Source organism: Vibrio sp. NC2, from assembly GCF_025195005.1.
Classification (GTDB): Bacteria; Pseudomonadota; Gammaproteobacteria; order Enterobacterales; family Vibrionaceae; genus Vibrio; species Vibrio splendidus.
In genome coordinates, this window is record NZ_JANVFC010000003.1 from 118,261 (window position 1) to 139,167 (window position 20,907).

At 45.3% G+C, this 20,907-nt stretch carries 13 protein-coding genes; 9 read left to right on the forward strand and 4 right to left on the reverse strand.

Annotated features, from left to right (window positions below; genetic code table 11):
* The first annotated feature begins 39 nt into the window (after positions 1-39).
* On the forward strand, positions 40-1,869 hold the full coding sequence (locus tag NX845_RS05940; protein ID WP_065680946.1) for a formylglycine-generating enzyme family protein: 1,830 nt from the start codon (positions 40-42) through the stop codon (positions 1,867-1,869).
* A 376-nt stretch (positions 1,870-2,245) separates the two neighbouring features.
* Positions 2,246-3,031 carry a helix-turn-helix transcriptional regulator gene (locus NX845_RS05945; protein WP_017078417.1) on the forward strand — a complete coding sequence of 262 codons (786 nt, stop codon included), beginning with the start codon at positions 2,246-2,248 and terminating at the stop codon, positions 3,029-3,031.
* A 133-nt stretch (positions 3,032-3,164) separates the two neighbouring features.
* Here the strand turns inward: NX845_RS05945 and pdxH are convergent, their stop codons facing one another.
* Positions 3,165-3,800, reverse strand: a complete 636-nt coding sequence (gene pdxH / locus NX845_RS05950) for a pyridoxamine 5'-phosphate oxidase (RefSeq protein WP_065680947.1) — start codon at positions 3,798-3,800, stop codon at positions 3,165-3,167.
* A gap of 166 nt (positions 3,801-3,966) precedes the next feature.
* On the opposite strand from pdxH, the gene NX845_RS05955 reads away from it, so the two are divergent.
* The 7 genes from NX845_RS05955 to NX845_RS05985 all read left to right on the forward strand — a co-directional run bounded on the left by NX845_RS05955 (position 3,967) and on the right by NX845_RS05985 (position 15,496).
* Positions 3,967-5,889, forward strand: coding sequence for an ATP-binding protein (locus NX845_RS05955; RefSeq protein ID WP_029406058.1), 1,923 nt, complete (start codon positions 3,967-3,969; stop codon positions 5,887-5,889).
* Positions 5,890-5,987: 98 nt separating this feature from the next.
* The gene (locus NX845_RS05960) at positions 5,988-7,283 is read left to right on the forward strand and encodes a sigma-54 dependent transcriptional regulator (protein WP_065680948.1); all 1,296 of its coding nucleotides are present in this window, start codon (positions 5,988-5,990) and stop codon (positions 7,281-7,283) included.
* Positions 7,284-7,395: 112 nt separating this feature from the next.
* Positions 7,396-8,787: an HlyD family type I secretion periplasmic adaptor subunit gene (locus NX845_RS05965; protein ID WP_017081323.1), complete on the forward strand. Its 1,392-nt coding sequence runs from the start codon at positions 7,396-7,398 to the stop codon at positions 8,785-8,787.
* A gap of 59 nt (positions 8,788-8,846) precedes the next feature.
* On the forward strand, positions 8,847-9,515 hold the full coding sequence (locus NX845_RS05970; RefSeq protein WP_017078414.1) for a transglutaminase-like cysteine peptidase: 669 nt from the start codon (positions 8,847-8,849) through the stop codon (positions 9,513-9,515).
* A gap of 5 nt (positions 9,516-9,520) precedes the next feature.
* Positions 9,521-11,431: a LapD/MoxY N-terminal periplasmic domain-containing protein gene (locus NX845_RS05975; protein ID WP_065680949.1), complete on the forward strand. Its 1,911-nt coding sequence runs from the start codon at positions 9,521-9,523 to the stop codon at positions 11,429-11,431.
* A gap of 18 nt (positions 11,432-11,449) precedes the next feature.
* A complete protein-coding gene (locus NX845_RS05980) occupies positions 11,450-13,564 on the forward strand; it encodes a type I secretion system permease/ATPase (RefSeq protein WP_017084947.1) in 2,115 nt (704 codons plus the stop codon).
* A 183-nt stretch (positions 13,565-13,747) separates the two neighbouring features.
* The gene (locus tag NX845_RS05985) at positions 13,748-15,496 is read left to right on the forward strand and encodes an SgrR family transcriptional regulator (protein WP_065680950.1); all 1,749 of its coding nucleotides are present in this window, start codon (positions 13,748-13,750) and stop codon (positions 15,494-15,496) included.
* Between the two features lie 151 nt (positions 15,497-15,647).
* On the opposite strand, the gene NX845_RS05990 is transcribed toward NX845_RS05985, so the two are convergent.
* From NX845_RS05990 to NX845_RS06000, 3 genes are all read right to left on the reverse strand, one after another.
* Complete coding sequence (locus NX845_RS05990; RefSeq protein WP_065680951.1) at positions 15,648-17,318, reverse strand: FapA family protein; 1,671 nt, start codon at positions 17,316-17,318, stop codon at positions 15,648-15,650.
* Between the two features lie 419 nt (positions 17,319-17,737).
* Positions 17,738-19,837 (reverse strand): GNAT family N-acetyltransferase, encoded by a 2,100-nt coding sequence (locus NX845_RS05995; RefSeq protein ID WP_260256642.1) that lies wholly within the window; start codon positions 19,835-19,837, stop codon positions 17,738-17,740.
* A gap of 93 nt (positions 19,838-19,930) precedes the next feature.
* Positions 19,931-20,905 carry a ParB/RepB/Spo0J family partition protein gene (locus NX845_RS06000; protein WP_004732564.1) on the reverse strand — a complete coding sequence of 325 codons (975 nt, stop codon included), beginning with the start codon at positions 20,903-20,905 and terminating at the stop codon, positions 19,931-19,933.
* Positions 20,906-20,907 lie beyond the last annotated feature (2 nt).

Sequence of the window (20,907 nt, forward strand, 5' to 3'; positions counted from 1 at the left end):
ATATTCGATTAACCTAAATTACGATTGAAGTAGCCCATCATGCGCCAAGGTCTTCCTACTCTACTATTTGCACTTGCTCCCTGCCTAATGACTCCTGCTGTTTTCGCTGAGGCGACACCACCAGCGATCACGTCTTCTGTCAGCGACATTGAAAGCTCACTTTTCGAAAAGCATGCCGACTTAACGGCTGTTGAGAAGAAACTAGCTGACAAACAAAATGAAGTCGACAATCAAGCGCAGCAAACGGCACGTCTAGCCAAGTTATCAGCTCAAGCAGAGCTAACACTCGCAGAAGCGAAAGCCAGCCTAGAGCAAGATTACACGCGCATGATTGATGAGCCCGATTTCGATATCTCGCCGGCTCAAAACCGCTTCCAAGGCGCTTGGAAAACAGTAAAAGAAGGCAAGCTTGCGATTTCAGATTCAGAGCAGAAGCAGCAAGGCTTGATGATGGAGCTTGAGGCTATCCAAGCAGAGAAAACGGCGGCAGAAGCTTCAATCGCTAATCTGAACCAAAATAAGCTAAGAGCAAGAGCTGAGCGACTCAGAAACGAGATCACTCAGACGGAAGAGCAAACCGTTAGCTTTACGAACCGTTGCAGCAGCGATATGACACTGGCGCAATGTTCAGACCAAACGGTGACCTTGGCACTTCAAAAAGCGGTAAAACAATTCCAGCACAGCCTGGTGGACAACGCGACCGAATCGAAAACAGTGAAAGAGCACCTTGCGTCTGCTTCATTGAATATTCACGTTCTGCAACACAAAGTGAAATCCTCGGGCTTCTCTGAAGATAACCGTTACCGAGCGGTGATTGCGGCGAACCTAGAAACTCGTCCAGATAAGAACACACCTTGTCGTCTACTTGGTATTCAGTCATCAAACTGTTTCACTCAAAGCGAGCAACAAGCCAACGACCAGCAAAAAGAAGTCGCTTGGGTTAACTTGGTGGTTCGTTCAAATCAATACAACGACAAGGTTTCTATCAACGGCGTGAACTATGGCAGCACACCCGTTGAAGTGATGTTACCAACAGGCCAGCACATGGTCACGATTGAGAAAGAGGGTTACCTTTCTTTCCACCAAGAGCTGAAGATAGCCCGCGATCACAACCTACGAGCCGTATTACAGGCCAAGCAGAACTCATTGAATGTCGGTACCAAGTTTGCAGACCCGATGGGAAACAACATTCAGAGCCCTGAAATGATTGTTGTCGGCTCAGGTCGCTACCTACTCGGTGAAAACAACGCACAACAAGTGACGATCAAACAGCCGTTTGCATTAGCCGCAACACCTACCCGCGTTCAAGACTTTAGAACATTTGTTGACAGCACTGGCTACCAAACAGACGCAGAGCTAATGAACACCTGCGATACGTTCGTCAATGCAGAGATCACAACCGTTTCAGACCATGATTGGCAGAGCCCTGGTTTTAAACAAGCAGATAACTCACCCGTTGTATGTGTCAGCCAAAATGATGCAAAAGCGTATACTCGTTGGTTATCTCAAAACACCGGTTTCACTTACCGTTTACCTACACCACAAGAGTGGGAAGCTGCAGCAAGAGCAGGTCAAGACACCAACTTCTGGTGGGGTAACGAGTTCCGCTCAGGTAAGGCCAACACTGGCTGGGCGGGTACGCCTTGGTCAAACGTTAGCACATCTCCAGTTAAATCATTCCTGCCAACACCAACAGGCTTCTACGACATGGTGGGTAACGTATGGGAATGGACAACCATTCAGAAAGGTTTAGCGAAAGGTGGCGCGTGGAGCTTCTCTCCAGAAGAGGCAAAAGTGTTTAACGAACTGTACGTACCGCCTTCAACGGCAGCGAACTATCTAGGATTCAGAGTCGTGCGAGAGCTGTAGGCTTTCAATCACTGACTCAGCATCTCAAATATTTACTCTAAGTTCTCAATTATCACATTGAGCAGCATTTATAGGGGAATTCCCCCCTTATGCATAAGCATTCCTAGGAGTAGATTCGTCGATAGAGTAGTAAGTCACTCTGGGTATCAAATTGATGCCTCAGTTTAATTTACCTGACCCTCGTAAATTAAGCTGAAAATCTTCTACATGTCGACAAGGCATATCTTGTCTTTAGCCAGCCCCTCTTCAGGCTGGCTTTTTTTTGCCTGTTTATCACCCTTTCTGCCCACCTATTCTCCGTGATTGAAGCAGTTAGTCAACAATCTGTTTAACTGTCATTCACCCCCCTATTTTTCGAGCAGAGTACAAACTCTAATTGCCATTGCAGCGCTATAAGAAACTGATATTATTGCTATACCTCTGCTTACGAGATAAAACCTTGCCAGATCCATTCAACTCCATACATCGTTCTTTATTTGAACAACTTCCAGGTTGCTGGGGCTGCAAAGATACTGATTCGGTCTTCGTGTACGCAAACCTTGCCTACAACAAACTGATTGGCTTAAAACCCGATGAGACTTGTACTGGTTTGACCGACTTCGACATGCCCAGTCAAACCATTGAGTGCGCGCAAGATTTCAGAGCTCAAGACAAACATGTGATGGATACACGCAGTACCCTTAAAATCCTCGATATTCACCCCTATCCAGACGGACGCTGGCACGCCCATATCTTTACCAAAACCCCTTGGCTTGATGATAACGACAATGTCCAAGGCACTATCTTCTATGGGCAAGAGCTCACTGATACTGCGATCTTAGAAGTCGGCCACTGGGTTTGTCAGGCAACAGGAGCGAAAGGTAATCAAGCATCACTTGCGGGATCAGAGCCGCGCGTGTCTAAGCTGCAAAAGCGGCTGACTTCGCGAGAATCAGAGGTGTTGTTCTTACTGCTTTTCGGCAAGAAGCCTCAATACATTGCGTCTACGTTAGACATTTCAATCAAAACGGTCGAAGGTCATGTCGCGAGATTGAAACAGAAGTTCGATGCGCGCAGCAAAAGCCAATTAATTGAGTATGCACTGGACTCGGGCTTAGGCTCCGTGATCCCAGAAACTCTGCTCAATAAACAGATCTCCGTTGTGCTGCACAGTGATAAATGAGTTGAATGACCAACTCGTCGATGAATCTGGGAATGCACAGATAAAAAAATACCGCTGCTTGATGTTTCTAATCACTAAGTCAGCGGTATTTTTGTATGTTCTATTCGGTGTAGACCACTTAAGATCCGTAAGCCTAAGGCGCTAGGCGATCAATATCCCAGCTGTTGTCTTGGCGTGAGAACAAGAAACGGTCATGCAAGCGGTGTTCACCACCCTGCCAAAACTCAATGCTATCCACGCGAACTCGGAAGCCACCCCAGAAAGAAGGCACCGGAATCTCTCCTTTAGCAAACTTCTGTTTAAGCTCTAGATACTTGCCTTCTAAAATGCCACGAGCTGAGATACGGCTACTCTGCTTACTTGCAATCGCTGCCAATTGGCTCTCTTTTGGACGTGACGAGAAATACTTCATGTTTTCCATTGCTGTCAGCTTTTCAGCGGTGCCAGTAATGTGAACTTGTCGTTCTAGAGGATGCCAAGGGAAATGCAGGCTTATCTTACTGCTGTGCTCAAGTTGGTGCGCTTTACGGCTACCTAAGTTGGTGTAAAAAACGAAACCGTCTTTATCAACATTCTTTAGCAAAACAATTCGTTGGAATGGCTGACCATTTTCATCAACCGTGGCAACTGTCATGGCAGTAGGGTCAGTCATCTTAGCTTCGATGGCTTGCTCTAACCATAGATTGAATTGCTCAATAGGGTCTGCGGCCAAGTCTTTACGTCTCAATCCACCCTTAGCGTATTCACGACGAATATCTGTCAGTTCCATTTGGTTGCTCCTTTCAATTTTTTGTGATTTTGCGCTGTAATCCTTTGAAACACAAGTCTAAGCCATGGTTTTGTCTCACAGAAGGTGTTCGGTGTTAACAAGATCTCGGTACTCAATCAATCATATTGATAATCTTTATACAAACCGATTACACGCTGAGATCCAAGTGACCAAGATACTGCCTAACCTAATGACGCCCTTTGTTTTATTCTCATTGTTACTGGGAGCTTCAGGGCTGACTGCAACCCACTTTATGGCAGTACAATTCCAAGAAAAAATCGTTACTCAGCAACTCAATGAAGCGGCTAATAAAGCCAATCTACAAATCGATTCTGAACTGGATAAGTTCAAACAGATCCCGGATTTACTCAGCCATGACCCGCGTCTGCTCTCTTATTTTGACTCATCACCACAAACAGACAAAATTTCCGCCACTCAACTCAATCAATTACTGTTTGAATGGTCAAACCAAAGCCAAGCTGACACCATCTATATTCATGACCCGAGCGGCACTGTAGTCGCTTCCAGTAATTACCAAAAGCCTCGTACTTTTGTGGGTGAGAACTTCTCGTTTCGTCCCTACTTTGCTTCAGCCATTCAAGGCAACAATACACAATATGTCGCGCTAGGCGCTCGCTCGAATGTACGCGGTTATTTTTTATCTTCACCACTGTATGTTGAGAATGACATTGTTGGTGTTATCACCGTAAAGGTGAGTTTAGAGAACCTCGAAAACATCCTAACCAGCGACGACTATGAAATCGTGGTACTCGACTCTAACCAAGTAGTCTTTCTATCGAGCCAAGCTCCATGGCTTTACCATTCATTGTTGCCATTAACCCAGCAACAACAAACGGATATCGCACTTCAACGCCAATACGGTCAAAGCGAAATTTCGATCATCGAAGCCTTCCGTTCTTCAAGCTCTCAGTCAGAAGCTAGCAACGTCAATCAATCTAAGAACCTTCAATCCAATGAAATCCGAAAAGAGCTCACCGCTAACCAGCTATTCAAGCTTAGTGCTTTTAATCTTTACCCTGCAACGGTCAGCAACAACCAGTACCAAGTCGTCGCCCTAAAAGAGACCAGAGCGGAGCTTATTAAAGTTTTGCAGATCGATGTCATCTTCGTGGTGATTTACAGCTTGGTGGTGCTCATCGCTTGGTCGTGGCGCCAGACTTATCTCGCGAAAGTGGCGTTGACCCGACTCAACCAAAACCTTGAGCAAACCGTTGATAAACGCACTCACTACTTGAAGCAATCCAATCAACAGCTGCAACAAACCCTTTTTCAATACCAAGAGTCGCAGTCGAAGTTGAAACAGACAGAACAAGAGCTGACACAAACCGCAAAATTAGCGGTACTCGGTGAGCTGTCAGCCAGCATTAACCACGAAATCAACCAACCACTTGCAGCGCTGCGAACATACAGTGAGAACAGCTTAAAGCTGCTTGAAATGGAACGGACTGACTTGGTCAAAAGCAATCTCGATAAAATGATTGCTTTGAATACCTCAATTACCGACATCATCGCGCGTCTTAAAGTCTTCACTCGTAAGGTCACCAAGCAAGAACATCACGTCGCAAACCTGCATCAATCGATCAACAACGCGACCAGTATTCTTAGTGCGCTAATGATCAAACAAGGCATCACGCTAAGGTTAAGCACAGTGCCAGACGACATTAACATTGCGATTCACCCAACCGAGCTCGAACAAGTGCTGGTTAACCTGATTCACAACGCGACTCAAGCGCTTCAACAACAAGTTCTTGAACAGAAAGTCTTGCAGGAGCAACAAAACCTGGAAAACGTAGACCAACAGGCTAGCCCTCAGATAGGCATCGAATGGCAACTGCATCATGACTCTTGTCAGGTGATCATTTGGGATAACGGAATTGGCATGCAGGACGACAAATTAGAAAAGTTGTTCGACCCGTTCTTTACCACTAAACCGGAAGGCTTAGGGCTAGGGCTCTCAATATCGAAACGGATTATTGAGGCGTATCACGGCACGATCAGCGCGAACCGATTAGAGCCTTCAGGCATGGTATTCTCGCTAAACATCCCGTTATATAACGATAAGGGCTGACGTGCGGTTGTTATTGTTGATTAGAAAACGAATGTTACATACTGCTCATCTGACATACAGCAAATCACATACTGTTAAGGACTCGACTTTTGCACTCTATGCCTAAACTCTATTTTGTCGACGATGAACCCGCAATCCGAGACTCCGTAGAACAAGCCATGCTCATTGAAGGCATCGATATCGTCTGCTTTCCTAATGCTATTGAGGCATTAAAGAAAATAGATACCGCGCAAGCTGGAATTGTCATCACCGATATTCACATGCCAGTGATGGATGGCATTCAATTGACACAAAAGTTGCTGAGCCAAAATCCTCATTTTCAGATCATCGTCCTTACTGGGCATGGTGACGTGCAAACCGCGGTGTCGGCAATGAAAGCCGGCGCTTACGATTTTCTGGAAAAGCCATTTGTGGTCGATGGCCTACTCACCGCGGTAAAAAAAGCCGCAGATAAACTCGCACTGGTTGAAGAGAACAACTTATTGCGTAAAGAGTTGGCGATGCAGAATCAGGTGGGACCAAAACTGATTGGTCAATCGCCATCCATGCAGGCATTACGCCGAGAACTGATCACTTTAGATACCCAAACTCACCCTCTTCTACTGTTTGTCGGCGATCTGGGGACAGGTAAAAGGGTCACGGCGCAGTACACGCACGATCTACACAGCCATCAATCCGCAGAGCTTTGCCCTGTCGCTGCGTTCAATTTACCACGCAATGACCAAGTTACGTTTGATCAGTTTGTCGTGCAATTATTCAGAAAATATCAGGGTGGAACACTTTATATCCATGAAACAGAAGCATTAACTTCACAACAGTGGCGCTGGTTAGCGGCTCTAAAACCCACTCTACTTCGTGAAAACTCATGCAAGACCAATGCAACTTGTATCATTATCGCAACCACAATAGTTCCAACTACAATTGTAGGTGAGTTCCGCCGATTTGATTTGTTAACCTTGGCGCAACGAACCGAAGATATTGGCTCCTTGTTTAAGCATTTTGCTCGTGGTGCGGCAAGTCGATATCAGCTGCCGCCACCCGTCATTACAGAAAAAGAGATTCAACGACTCATTGCGACTCATTGGACGGAAAACATTCGTCAGCTTCGCCAACATGCCGAACTCAGAGTGCTGACTCAAATTAAGCAGCCGTCGCTCGACGGTGATACTGGTGAGCAAAGTGACGCGGATGAACGTGACGTGAGCATTGAGGAGCAGCAACAGTCGTTAAACCAACGTACTGATAGCTTTGAACAAATTATCTTAATTGAGGCACTGCATCGCCATCAAGGACGTTTAAAAGAAGTGCAACAAGAGCTGCAAGTGTCGCGAAAGACACTGTATGACAAGCTGAGAAAGCACCAATTGGATAAAACAGATTTCAAGAACCGATAAGTCTTAAAAAATATATAAATTCAAAGATTTAAAGGAGCAAAATCTTAACATTTATCAAAAGTAAGAATACACTCAATAGGCTTGCACTTTTATTTAGCAAACAAGGACTGTCATGAGCCAGAAGAATTACAGCAAATTGAACGAAACCGAACTTGAGTATGTCGATGATAAAACAGCGGCACTACTACTCAATACGCCCACCAGTGCGCGTATTATGTTATGGGTGATCGTTCTGTTTTTTATTGCTGCTATTGGGTGGTCCGCTTGGGCTGAGATCGATAAAGTCACCGTTGGCCAAGGCAAAGTCATTCCCTCTTCCCAAATCCAAGTAGTGCAAAACCTTGAAGGCGGCCTCGTAAAAGAGATATTAGTAAGGGAAGGTCAACGCGTTCAAAAAGGTCAACAGCTGCTGTTGATCGATGACACTCGATTCCGTTCTGACTTCCGAGAGCGCGAACAACAAGTGGCAAACTTAACTGCCAGCGTGTTGATGCTTTCAGCTTCCTTTAACAGCGTGGTCATCAACGAAGAGTTCTCCGTCGAAAACTGGAAACAAAGTGTGGTACTCGACTACGGCAAACTCGCCTTCCCACCAAAGCTATACGAACTTCAACCTAAACTGGTTAATCGCCAAAAAGCCGAATATCGTCAAGACCTGAACAACCTAAGAAACCAACTTTCCGTTTTTGATCAACAAGTTGAACAAAAGCAACAAGACCTTGTTGAAATAAAATCGCGCGTCAATAACTTAAGACAAAGTTACAAATTTGCCCGCCAAGAATTAGACATAACAAAACCGCTTGCCGATGAAGGCGTTGTGCCAAGAATTGAACTCCTCAAGCTTCAAAGACAAGTGAATGACACTCGTCGAGAAATGACCTCGAGCGAACTCAAAATCCCTCTCCTTCGTTCCGCAATCAAAGAATCTATGTTAAGCCGTATTGATGCAGCATTGAGCTTCCGCTCGGAACAACAAGAAAAACTGAACCAAGCACAAGACAAGCTCTCTGCAATGACCGAATCTTCGGTTGGCCTTGAAGACAGAGTAAACCGTACCATCGTGGTCTCTCCCGTAACGGGCACAGTCAAAACACTCGGTATTAATACCGTGGGCGGTGTTATTCAGCCGGGTATGGACATTGTTGAGATTGTACCGACTGAAGACTCGCTATTGGTTGAAGCTAAAATCGCTCCGCAAGATATCGCATTCCTACGCCCAGAACTGACCGCCATTGTTAAATTTAGTGCCTATGACTTCACAAAATATGGCGGTTTAGAAGGTGTGCTAGAACACATCAGCGCCGATACCACTCAAGATGAAGAAGGCAATAGCTTCTACATCGTGCGTGTACGTACCGATAAATACAGCTTTGGACACAACGAAGAGTTGCCGATCATTCCTGGTATGACAGCCTCTGTCGATATCATCACGGGCAAGAGAACCGTACTTGAATACATGTTGAAGCCACTATTAAGCGCTCAAAACAACGCATTAAAAGAGTAAGGACGTTTGATGCTTGATAGCGCCTTTCAATACACACTGAACAGACAAGAGCAGAGGCTATGAAATCTCGGATTTCGTTATTGTTGCTGGTCCTCACCTCTTTTACCTCAGTGGCGCTCAACAAGAGCGACCAAAGGTGGATAGACGCGGTTACTGCAACCTACGGGGAAAGAGCCGGAAAACGAGTGGCAACATGGCGCTCCAATATGACGTCGTACGAAGGGCTAAGTGAAACGGAAAAGCTTGATTCGGTAAACCGGTTCTTCAACCAAATGTACTTTGTCGATGACAACATACTGTGGGGAAAGAATGACTACTGGGCGACACCACTGGAGTTTTTAGGCAGTAACGCGGGTGATTGCGAAGACTTCACTATCGCAAAATACTTCTCTTTACTTGAACTCGGCGTCCCAGATAAAAAATTACGATTGGTGTACGTAAAAGCACTTGAGTTAAACCAATTCCATATGGTGTTGGCGTACTACTCAACACCCAGTGCAGAACCACTAATTTTGGATAACTTAAACCCTGAAATAAAACGCGGTTCTAAACGCGGAGACCTGCGACCGATATACAGCTTCAATGGTAAAAACCTTTGGTTAATTAAGTCGGCAGCAGGCAGCGGTAAGCTGGCAGGGAAATCTTCAAGATTGAGCTTATGGAACGACCTACGTTCTCGTGAGCGCTCTCTCAATTTAAACAAACCCATTATCAATTACGATGAGTAGGTACAATGACTTTATATAAACAGCTTGTGGTCGGGATGGTTGCGGTATTCATACTGCTGATGACGTCAGTTTTTATGATCGAATTCAATACCACCCGTGGATACTTAGAGGAGCAGCAACGCTCTGAGGTAAGTAATACCATTAATACTGTTGGACTGGCTCTCGCCCCTTACCTAGAAGAAAAGGACAAGGTGGCAGTGGAGTCTGTTATCAACGCCCTATTTGATGGCAGTTCTTATTCCGTCGTGCGATTGATTTTCCTAGACACCGGAGATGACATTCTCCGTTCATACCCTGTAAAGCCAACCGGCGTACCAGAGTGGTTTACCAACCTAAATCTATTTGAGCCTGTTCATGACCGCCGCGTGATTACCAGTGGCTGGATGCAACTGGCAGAAGTAGAGATCGTAAGTCACCCTGGTCCTGCCTACGATCAACTTTGGCAAGCGTTCATCCGCTTACTGGGCATCTTTGGCACGATCTTCTTGCTCGGTTTAGTGTCTATCTCTTGGATCCTTAAACGCGCATTACGCCCACTCTCGTTGATCATTACCAAGATGGATCAGATCGCGAAGAATCAGTTTGGTGAACCACTGGCCCGTCCGAAAACAAAAGACCTGACCTTAGTTGTCGACGGTATCAACCACATGTCGACCCAAGTTGAACTGGCCTTTAAAAACCAAGCGAAAGAAGCTCAAAAGCTGCGTGAAAGAGCGTATATCGATCCTGTATCTCAGCTAGGCAACCGCGCTTACTACATGTCTCAGTTAACTCAATGGTTAGAAGAGTCGAGTTTAGGTGGTTTAGCCGTACTAAAAGCCGAATTTATTAGTGAAGAGTACGACGAAAAAGGCTATCAAGAAGGTGATGCCTTGGTTCATCAACTGGCTGAACAGCTGCAAGCTTCAATCTCATCACCAGATATCACCATCGCCCGTATTTCTAGTGACGAATTCGGTTTCATCATGCCAAACATTGATGAAAGCGAACTTAAACTTGTTGCTGGCAGCATCGTAAACTGCATTCAAAACCTAGGTTCAGACCCAACAGGTACGGCGAATCCACACATCGCGCTAGGTGTTACATACAGCAACACGCGAAAAACCAGTACCGAAATCATGTCGTTGGTCGATAACGCGCTCTCAAGTGCGAAGGCGAACCGTGAACTGACTTACGGCTACGTAACGGCAGACGATCATGGTGCTGTGATGGGCAAACAACAATGGCGTATGTTGGTTGAAGAAGCGATCATCAACGACCTTGTCACCTTCCGTCTGCAAGCTGCAAACAATAGCTTTGGCAAAACGTATCACCAAGAAGTGTTCTCTGCGATTGAAAAAGAGGGAGTTCGTTACGGTGCAAACCAATATCTATACGCACTAGAACAGTTAGAAATGAGCCACATTCTCGACCAATACGTTATCGAGAAGATGATTGAGAAACTGAATGCGAAAGAAGTCACGAGGCCCGTTGCTATCAATATTTCGCCAAGCAGTATTTCTCAGCCAAGCTTCATCCGCTGGATTGGTAAAACTCTTGAACACAATGCCTCAATTGCTCATCTGTTACATTTTGAGATTCCAGAAAATTGTTTCATCAATGTTCCGCACTACACGGCGCTGCTGTGTAACACCATTCGTAACGCTGACTCCGTATTCGGGGTTGATAACTACGGACGTAATTTCCAATCATTGGATTACATCAACGAGTACCGCCCAAGCTATGTGAAGTTGGATTACTTGTTTACGCACAACCTTGATGATGAAAAACAGAAATTCACCTTAACGTCGATCTCTAGAACCGCTCACAACCTAGGCATAACTACCATTGCGTCTCGAATAGAAACTCAGACTCAGCTAGATATCCTGTCTGATAACTACGTAGAAGTGTTCCAAGGCTTCATTGTTGATAAATAGTTGTAAGGGTTATATCGCATGCAAGATCCACTATTAAACTCACTGATCTACGTTAGTCGGTATTACGGGTTAGCTAACTCGCCCGAAGCGTTGATCAATGGGCTACCACTATCCGATGGAAAGCTAACCCCTTTCCTATTCCCTCGTTCTGCTGAACGAGCAGGATTAGTGGCGAAAGAAAACCGTTCCGAGTTAGAAAGTATTCCTCACCTGATTCTGCCTGCTATTCTACTTCTCAAACAGGGCGAAGCATGTGTTCTAAATAGTATCGATTTAGAAAAACAAGAAGCAGAGATCATCACCGCAGAAAGCGGGATGGTGCCTATCGTCATTACAATCGATGAACTCAAAGAACAATTCATCGGCCGCTACTTCTTGGTAAAAAAACAATTCCGTTATGATGAACGTTCACCAGAGGTTCTAAAAACACGCAAAGGTCACTGGTTTTGGAGCACCATTTGGGAATCTAAAAACATCTATCGTGATGTGTTGATTGCATCCATTCTGATCAATATCTTCGCCATTGCCGCGCCAATGTTTACTCGTTTGGTGTACGACAAAGTAGTCCCCAACCTTGCCTTTGAAACCCTGTGGGTGTTGGCGAGTGGTATTTTCGTCGTCTTCCTTTTCGATCTGCTTCTCAAGTTAATGCGCAGTTACTTCATTGATGTCGCGGGGAAAAAATCCGATATCTTAATTTCCTCTAAACTGTTCAGTAAAGTTCTGGGGATTCGCATGGAAGCAAAGCCCGCCTCTGTTGGCGCTTTCGCGAAAAACCTGCAAGAATTTGAATCAATCCGTGAGTTCTTTACCTCAGCAACCATTGGCTCGTTAATCGACTTACCATTCGCGCTGATGTTCTTGGCGTTAATTTGGCTGATGGCCGGAAACCTTGTGTTTGTTCCTGTCGTCGGTGTGGTCATTTTGATCATCTATGCACTGTTAATCCAAGGGCCACTACGTCGTACGATTGAAGAAGGCTCTAGACTTGCTTCTCAGAAGTACGCGAACCTGATTGAGAGTTTGGCTGGGTTAGAGACCGTTAAATTATTCAGCGCGCAAAGTCAGTTCCAATTCCGTTGGGAAGAAGCGGTTGCGCACATGGCAAACTGGAATATCAAAAGTCGCCGTATCACCGACAGCATCCAAAACACGGCTGGCTTTGTTCAACAAAGTACCAATGTAGGTATGATCATTTTTGGTGTGTACCTCATCGCAGAAGGTGAACTCACCATGGGTGGCTTGATTGCCGCAACCATGTTGAGCGGCCGTGCAATTGGCCCTCTTGTTCAACTGTCTTTGCTTTCTACACGTTACAACCAAGCAAAGTCTTCGATGACCTTGATTGAACAAGTAATGTCGATGCCTGATGAACAGGAAGAAGGTAAGCGCTACATCCACCGTCCGATTATTCAGGGTCATATTGCGCTAGATAAAGTGACGTTCCACTACCCAGACTCGCCTGTCGCTTCTATCAGAGACCTAACCCTTAATATCAAACCCGGTGAAAAAGTGGCGATCATTGGCCGAATTGGTTCAGGCAAGACCACGCTAGAACGTTTGATTATGGGCCTATACAAGCCTACAGAAGGTCATGTGCGCATTGATGACACTGACATGGAACAACTGCATCATGTCGACGTACGACGCAATATAGGCTGTGTACCGCAAGACAGTAACCTGTTCTACGGCTCAGTAAGAGACAACATTACCTTAGGTCGCCCGTTGGTCGATGACCGTGATGTGATGGACGCAGCCAACCGTGCAGGCGTGACCGCTTTTACTCAGCAAGATCCAGCAGGCTTAGAACGCCAAGTGGGCGAAGGTGGCGCTTTGCTATCTGGTGGTCAACGTCAGTCGATTGCCATAGCGAGAGCCTTCTTAGGACGTCCACCCGTGCTTTTGATGGATGAACCGACCAGTGCGATGGATAATCGCTCAGAGATGCACATCAAACATCAACTCAACCAGTTATTGCCAAGCGAGACATTGATTCTTATCACCCACAAAACATCGATGTTGGATATTGTAGATAGAGTGATTGTGATGGAGAGAGGCAGCATTATTGCCGACGGCCCGAAAGCACAAGTTCTGTCAGACTTGAAGCAAGGCAAGGTAAGAGCAGCAAGTTAAAGCGCTCATGTGACTTAAAGAATCTAACTAAATCAATATCAGCAAAAGCAAAGGGGGAGCATCAGCTCCCCCTTTTTTACCTTACAAAGTAACAAAAGAGGAAAAAAGTAACCGAACATTTTCTTATTTTCTTGGACCTAAGTTGAGTAAAATACCAGGCTATCCACTAATTAAGGGCTTTTGGTGTCTAATCTCAACCTGCTTAGGTATTACCAGCGACTCATACCCACAGGAGTCGGCAGCGAAATAAAGACCACAGTAGAGGGAGTTGCTGATTTACTGTGTGCTTCTCCTCGACATGCTCGCAACCTTTTATCGCAAATGCAGGAGCTAGAGTGGTTGACCTGGCAGCCAAAAGCAGGTCGAAACAAACGCTCGACGCTGCTTTTAAACATTGAGTTAAACTCCCTAAAAGAGAACCTAGCGCTAGAGCAAATCCAACAAGGCAAGTATGAGAGAGCATTAGCGATTCTCGATGAAGATGAAGCGATGTTTGGCCGACTACTAAAAACAACCTCTGGGACTTCTGTTCAAGAAGGCCGAGTGAACATCCAGCTGACATACAAGCGAATGTTTGAGCGCATTGTCCCCCACCAATTGCACCGTTGTAGTGAGCGTTTCTTTTTGCGTCAGGTTTATTGCTGCTTGGTATCCAGTCATGACAAAGGCGTTGTGAGGCCTGAACTTGCTCATCATTGGCGTTATGATGAGGATAATTATCAATGGACGTTTTATCTTCGTCCAGGGCTCACATTCCACAACGGTGAACCAATTAACGCAGATACGATTGTGGGTCTCTTTGCTAAGCTCAGCGCACTTCATTATTATCAAAAAGAGCTAGCGCACGTCACCGATATTGCGGCGCCACATCCCTTAAAGATTGTATTTACATTGAACAAACCGGATCGTGGGTTCGCTGGGCTTATTTCAGGCGTCAAATACGGCATTCAGCCAGCGAACCAAGTGAATGTTGCAAACAACAATTCGGTGATTGGAAGTGGTCCATTCTCTGTGGTCGAGCACGATAAAAATAAACTAAAGTTGCAAGCGTTCGATGGCTACTATTCGTGTCGTGTGTTAGTCGATTTAGTCACGATTTGGATTGTAAATGATGAGAAAATGGAGAACCCATCGCTATCAAGTAATGCTCCTATCCAAGTATCTGAAACCACGAGCGGTATTGAGGTTTCAATACAAACACCTAATGCCTCTCACTCGAGTCAACACAGTCGAACTGAAGACGGCTGCTTATTCGCTCTATTCAACCAACATACGAAACATCCATTAACACGCGCTCAACGTCGTTACATTACGGAGTTAATTCACCCACAGCGACTGCTCGAACTATTTCGTAAAGAGAAAATGCATTATGGCAGCGTACTAGCCAACAACTTATTACCCATTTGGAGCCCCGTATTACGCCCGTTTGGTGAAGTCTGCGCGTTACCAAAAACCATCACCATCGCAGGTTACAACTACACAGCATTGCGTCGATGCGCTCGCGCTATTTCTTCTGTACTTACCGATCACGGCTGTAAGGTTGAAATAGTAATGTATTCCTATCGAGAGTTGAGTGAAAAAGCAGAGAACGGCACGCTCGATGAAACACTGATCTTAACGAATACCAATTTGGATGATAACCGTCATGCTTCAGCATTTTCTAATTTCTACAGCAATAACGTTTTGTACCACACTTTAGGAGAGGTAAATGCAAGATGGCTTGATGAACAATTGGAAAACGTACGAGCATTCACTCCACTTGAAGATTACCTAAGCGCACTAGAACCCATCGCTTCAACACTAATCAGTGAATATTGGATTGCTCCTATGTTCCATCACACTCAAACATTACGTTTTCACGGCGTCTTAGAAGATATATCGCTCACTAATTGGGGATGGCCAGATATTCGCTCTGTGTGGTCCTCTGATTAATGAAGAATATTGAATAGCCGTTGGTCTTTGTTTTATCTAATGAACATCAGGGGGCAATGTCATTCACAGATATCTCTCTTCTAACATGATGTCATATTGCGATGAAGATATTATTGATAACCGCTGAGTCGATGCCGTAAATAGGCACCAATTACAACGAGATATCTTCTTGTTCCATTTTGAATGAACATTGAATCTCGTATTGGTTGAACGAGAATACGCTGCCGCCGTGGGTTCGCTTGGTGGTGACTGTCTCATCACAAAATTGAATCGTCACTCGCGTATACACCTTTTCATGCGCCTCAACTGTGCACTCGGCAAGGTTGGTTTCAAACTCAGCTTCAAGCGTATCTAACTGTGATTTAGTATTTTCGATCGCAAGATTATTTTTTTCTCTTTGCTGCTCAATTTCTAGTGCTTGCTCTTCGCTGCGTTCCGCTTTTGGTCGCTTCTTAAATTCGAGCTCTTGGCGAATCACATCCATGGTCTGCTCTTGAGCATGCTTATAAGTTTCTTTCAGCTCGGCTATCTTTTGTCGGTAACCATCGTAACGTGCAAATCCGTATACCTTGGTTGCGGTATCTCCTTCTACGCCTAAAAAGACACACTCCACTTTCCCACCGACTCTAGCTTCGCCGCCACTGAGCGTACCGTGCTTCTTCAAACTGTCCATCACGATAAGGTTGTTACCACAACGAATATCATTACTCATGCTGTGCACACCCAGTCGAAGGTCGGTGGAGGTTTGGAGTTCGGCGTTCTGCGCGTAGCTTGCTGTGATAGAACCTTTGCTAAACACCTTGCAGCTTTTCGGCTCACCCTCTTTAGTCGTATGACCGATAATCCCCTTCGCGACTTTTATATCACCCTGTGCTTGGACTTCTGCCGATTCAATAAAGCCACCAACCGTGACACTTCCTGTCGCCTTGACGATCATCCCCGGTTCAATGTTGCCAGAGACAAAGACATTGCCTTTGAATTTAACGTGTCCGGTTGATACATCTACGTTGCTAACACACAAGGCGTCATCTACTTCTATAGTTCTATCTTTGATTATGGGTAATCCAGGAAATGAAGCGAGTAATAAATTGGGGTCGTCAGGGGAGATGTAGGTGCCCTTTCCAGGCTTAATTAAACTGTCTTGTCCAGGAAGCGGTGGGATAATTCGACCTTGAACTGTAAAGCCAGCGATGCCTTTGGTCGCGGGAGTACGCTTCATCAAGTGATCATTTTGACCAACAGTAATGGTTTGCCCCAAGTCTCGCATATCAATCTTGCCTTCGTCTTTACTGCGAGGCTTCAAGACTTGGCGAGTAATGTCTTCAACCAAGGCGGCAAACTTAGCATCTTTGCCCTTTATTGGCTGCGTCCCTTTCGCGACGGGTTGAGTAAACTTTTCACCGGGTTTAAGCTTGTTACTCATCATCAGCACTTTTCTGAGCGCTAACTTATTAATTCCCTTTGTTATGTGGGCTTGGGCTAAACAGTGAATGATGTCGCTCCCGCGCAGTGCGTGACCATGATGTGGTCCTGTCACCACCAGACTCGCGAGCATCTCGTCATCAGACAGTTCGACGGCAACGCTTGCGTTACGAACTTCGGCAATCAAGACTCCTTCGTAAGCTTCCCCTTTACCTTCTTTGGCAAGAGTGACGAAGCGCAACACCTCTTCTTCAAAAAGAAAATAGTTTGATGCGTCCAAAGCTTCCAAGGTTGGTGGCAACGTCGTGTTATCAAAGCTTGCTTCAACCACAAACCCCGACGGCAGACATGCCATCACTTGTTGCTTGTCTTCTGACAATGTAACAATGTTATCCCACATTCGAATTGAGTATCCCTAATGACTCAGTTGTTATTCAGTCTATATAATTCGTTCTGCGCTGAGTATCACATTATTAGAATAATCAGCGTCACATCACTTACTTTCGATTCTGCAAACATGACTCATAAATAAGACTTACACATTTTATGATCTACTTCGCCTTTACAAATACATAGGGAAATTTTTCAGAATATTTCGTGTGATTGAATGTCGATTCGATATTAGAGCAAGATAGTAAAGGCGAATAGCTTTAGATGATTAAAGGCTGTTGTGGAGAGGTGGAACAGAAGTGATGAAGCTGATAATCAGGGTAAAAACGGATTTCAATATGGAGCTTCAGTTTACAGTGTAAATCCAAGATTCTAATTTACACTGTAAATCTAATTTGTAACGGTCAGTCTATTTAAATGATGGCTTGTCTATTTACACTGTAAATTTGCTAGCAAAACATCGACGTCTTTACGAAACTGAATCTCTGCTTGTTTGCGACCAACAAGATTAGACTGTTCAACACAAGTCCCCCACTCTTTCTGCTGAACGACCTTTGCGATGAGTAAGTCAGAAATACCTATATTTCGATCGTTACCAAGTAGAATCAAGTTCAGTACGCTGAAGCTAATCGCATCGTAACTGTTGCCACCGTTCACGTAATTTCTAACTAACTGAGTTTCAAACTCGCTAACGGTATTGACACTCTTTGGCAGCAGTACGCGCACCATTTCGGTTTCAAGTGAAACTAAAGAACCTGAAACAAGAAAGCAGTAGCTACGCTCGAAGTGACTTAGAGCTTGGTTAATCCAGCTTTGGGAGTTTGAGGTAAGCGCCTTAACCATCAGTACCGAGTGGCAGCCACTTGCCTGATCGCGCTGGTGGCCAATATGGACAGGTACAAAATCGTTATCGCGCCAGAATGAAATCAACTCACTAGTCGCACCGAAGCTTGTCGCCAGATAATCCGCTTGGCTGGTTTGCTCTGATAACTTAGCCAACATCCAACCGCCAATGCCCAAACCTTGATGAGGCGTTGAAACTGCAATGCGCATCACTCGAAGGCAGCGACTGGTCGCCGCTTCTGTACAGCCAAGTTGGTTTGCCAGTAACACAGGTGCAAGGTGTCCTTGAGGCCTGCGTTTTCCAATTTGAATCTGAGCAGTCAAATCTTTATCTAAGCCACCCTCTTCAATGACCAACATAGAACCTAAGCATTCATCTTGCTTCCAGGCGGCGTACAAACGGATTGCTGAATTGTTGAGAAACTGCATTAAGTCATTAGGCGAGGTCTGATAGTGCGCATCCACGAGAAGAGAAAAACATTGTTGTAGCTGCTCAGGATTAGCCAAGCATTCTGCTTTTGATAACTCGACCAAGTTTAATTGGTTGATTGCGTTAGCAGAAAAGCCATCGATTTCATCAACAGCCGATTCAGTGAGTGATGCGTCATTACCAAGTAGGAAGCAATCAAACAACCAAGCTTCTAGTGGGTCGTTGTTGTTCCAACGAATCGGTTGTTCAAGCTTAAAGCCTTTCCAACCAGGGCGGTGTACAGAAAGCCAAGATTCAAACTTAATCCCAAACCCTCGTCCACTACCCTCGTAACCGTGCACCGTGGTTGAAAAAACCATACGATGATAAATGCCGACCATGGACTTGAGCATAGGAATTGGAATAGCAGCCGCTTCATCAACCAATAGCAGGTCGCAATCAGGCTTAGATTTAAGTAAGTCATCCGGAGCTACGAATCTTAAACTTCCCCCTTGATGGCGAATGTGTGTAGCGTTAACCACTTCGATGACTTCGAGTCGCTGTATTGCATGGGAAAAAACAGGCTCGATTGCTTTCACTGAAGGCGCAGTCACAATAATATCTAATCCATAACGTTCAACCAGAAGCTGTGCTGCGGCAATCCCCAACGTCGAACTTTTACCACGGCCCCTATCTGCGGTGAGAACCAAAGGACGTTTGCGATGCCCAGACAACACCTTTTTGACCAACTCGACTGCCACGTTTTGCTGTTTAAATCTATCCAATCCGATTTCAGCGTTTTGTTTTGGGGGGAATGCGTTACTTGCTTGAGTAACATCGCCAGCTTCATTAGCTTGCGAAACAGAAATGAGTTTATCGAAATGCCCCTTTAACCAACGTTGGCCAAAGCAAGAACTCCTACCCTCTTCAGCTTCATTGACGTTTGGCGGCAACACCAACAACAAACCGCCACCCACTAACGACCCCAGTGCTGCACTGAAACCATTCGCGTCAAACTGCTCTCTAAAATCACAAACAAGAATCTGGCATTCACGCCCCAGAAGTTTCTGCCCCTTCTTGACCGGTGCATGCGTCACATCGTCGAATGGGACACCGCCAATCTGAAAAATGGATTTAACGTTCTTATCTTGAAGGAAAGTTGAAATAGCCGTGTTTTGCCAGTCGACATCGCCGTTAAAAACCACGCCGTAACGGTGATCATTATGTTGAGCAACATCAGAAAGTGTATGCAGAAAAGTGTTGGTTGGGTTTGTCATAGTTAGCGTCCAGATTCATCTAGACACAGTTTATCACAGCCAAATAAAAAGCCGCATAATGCGGCTTTAGAGTCGTAATGGAAAGTTGTCGACTTAGTCGAGCTTGGATTGAACGAAGGCCAAAATCTCTTCCATTGTCGCGTCATCCACTTTCTTAAGGTTCAACGCCAAGTTTGAACCCTTACGGCTGTATGAAGCGCGGCCCTTAATAAGCTCAACTTTTGGAGAAGCTTTCTTCGCTGGCGCAGGTGCCAATTCAAGAATCCAACCTTCCAAAGTTTCAGTAACGTCTTTAGTTAAACGCGTAACACCTTGTGCTTCGCTACGCTGCCATACAAAACCTTCAGAAGCATCACACTTAGTCAGTAATGTTTGCTGTTGTTCGCCAGTCAGGCCACCAAATTGTTTGTGTAGCTTAACAATGGTTGGGCGACCAAGATCGCTCACATTTGGGTAAGCTTGTAGCAGTTCAAGAGGCAAAGCCGCCGCTTTCAACGCGCCACTCACCAAAGCTTCACTGCACTGGAACATTTTCGCTAGTGCTTTCTGGTCTTCAGCTTCGCCTTTATCTAGCTTCGCTTGCATCTCTTTACCCTTCTCGTAAAGAGAAAGCGGTTTATGAGCGTTAGCGACATCAGATAGGAACTTAGCGTGTTCGCCGTTGATGTTTTCAGCAACATAGATAAGGAACTCTTTGTCAGCCAAAATACACGACATACGACGACGGCTACCATCGAGAACTTCAATCTTACCGTCTTTGTTTTTACGACCAACCGCTGGGTATTGCTGGCCACGTTCTTTCAATGTTGTAAGAACATCAGAAAGCGCGTGCTCGTTTAAGAAAGATTGCTCACGAGCATTTTCTTCGAAAACAACCGTTTGAGTTGCTACGTCAGCCGCCGGGATTCGAACTAGTTCAAATGAAACCAATTCTTCGCCTGCAACAGAAAGCTCGATCACTTGAGCCTGTTCTTTAGCCGCTGTTTGAGCTTCTTGTGGCGTAGCTACGCGACGTTTGTTTGCTTTACCAAATAGCTTTGCATTTAAGTCAGATGTTTTAATTGCCATTC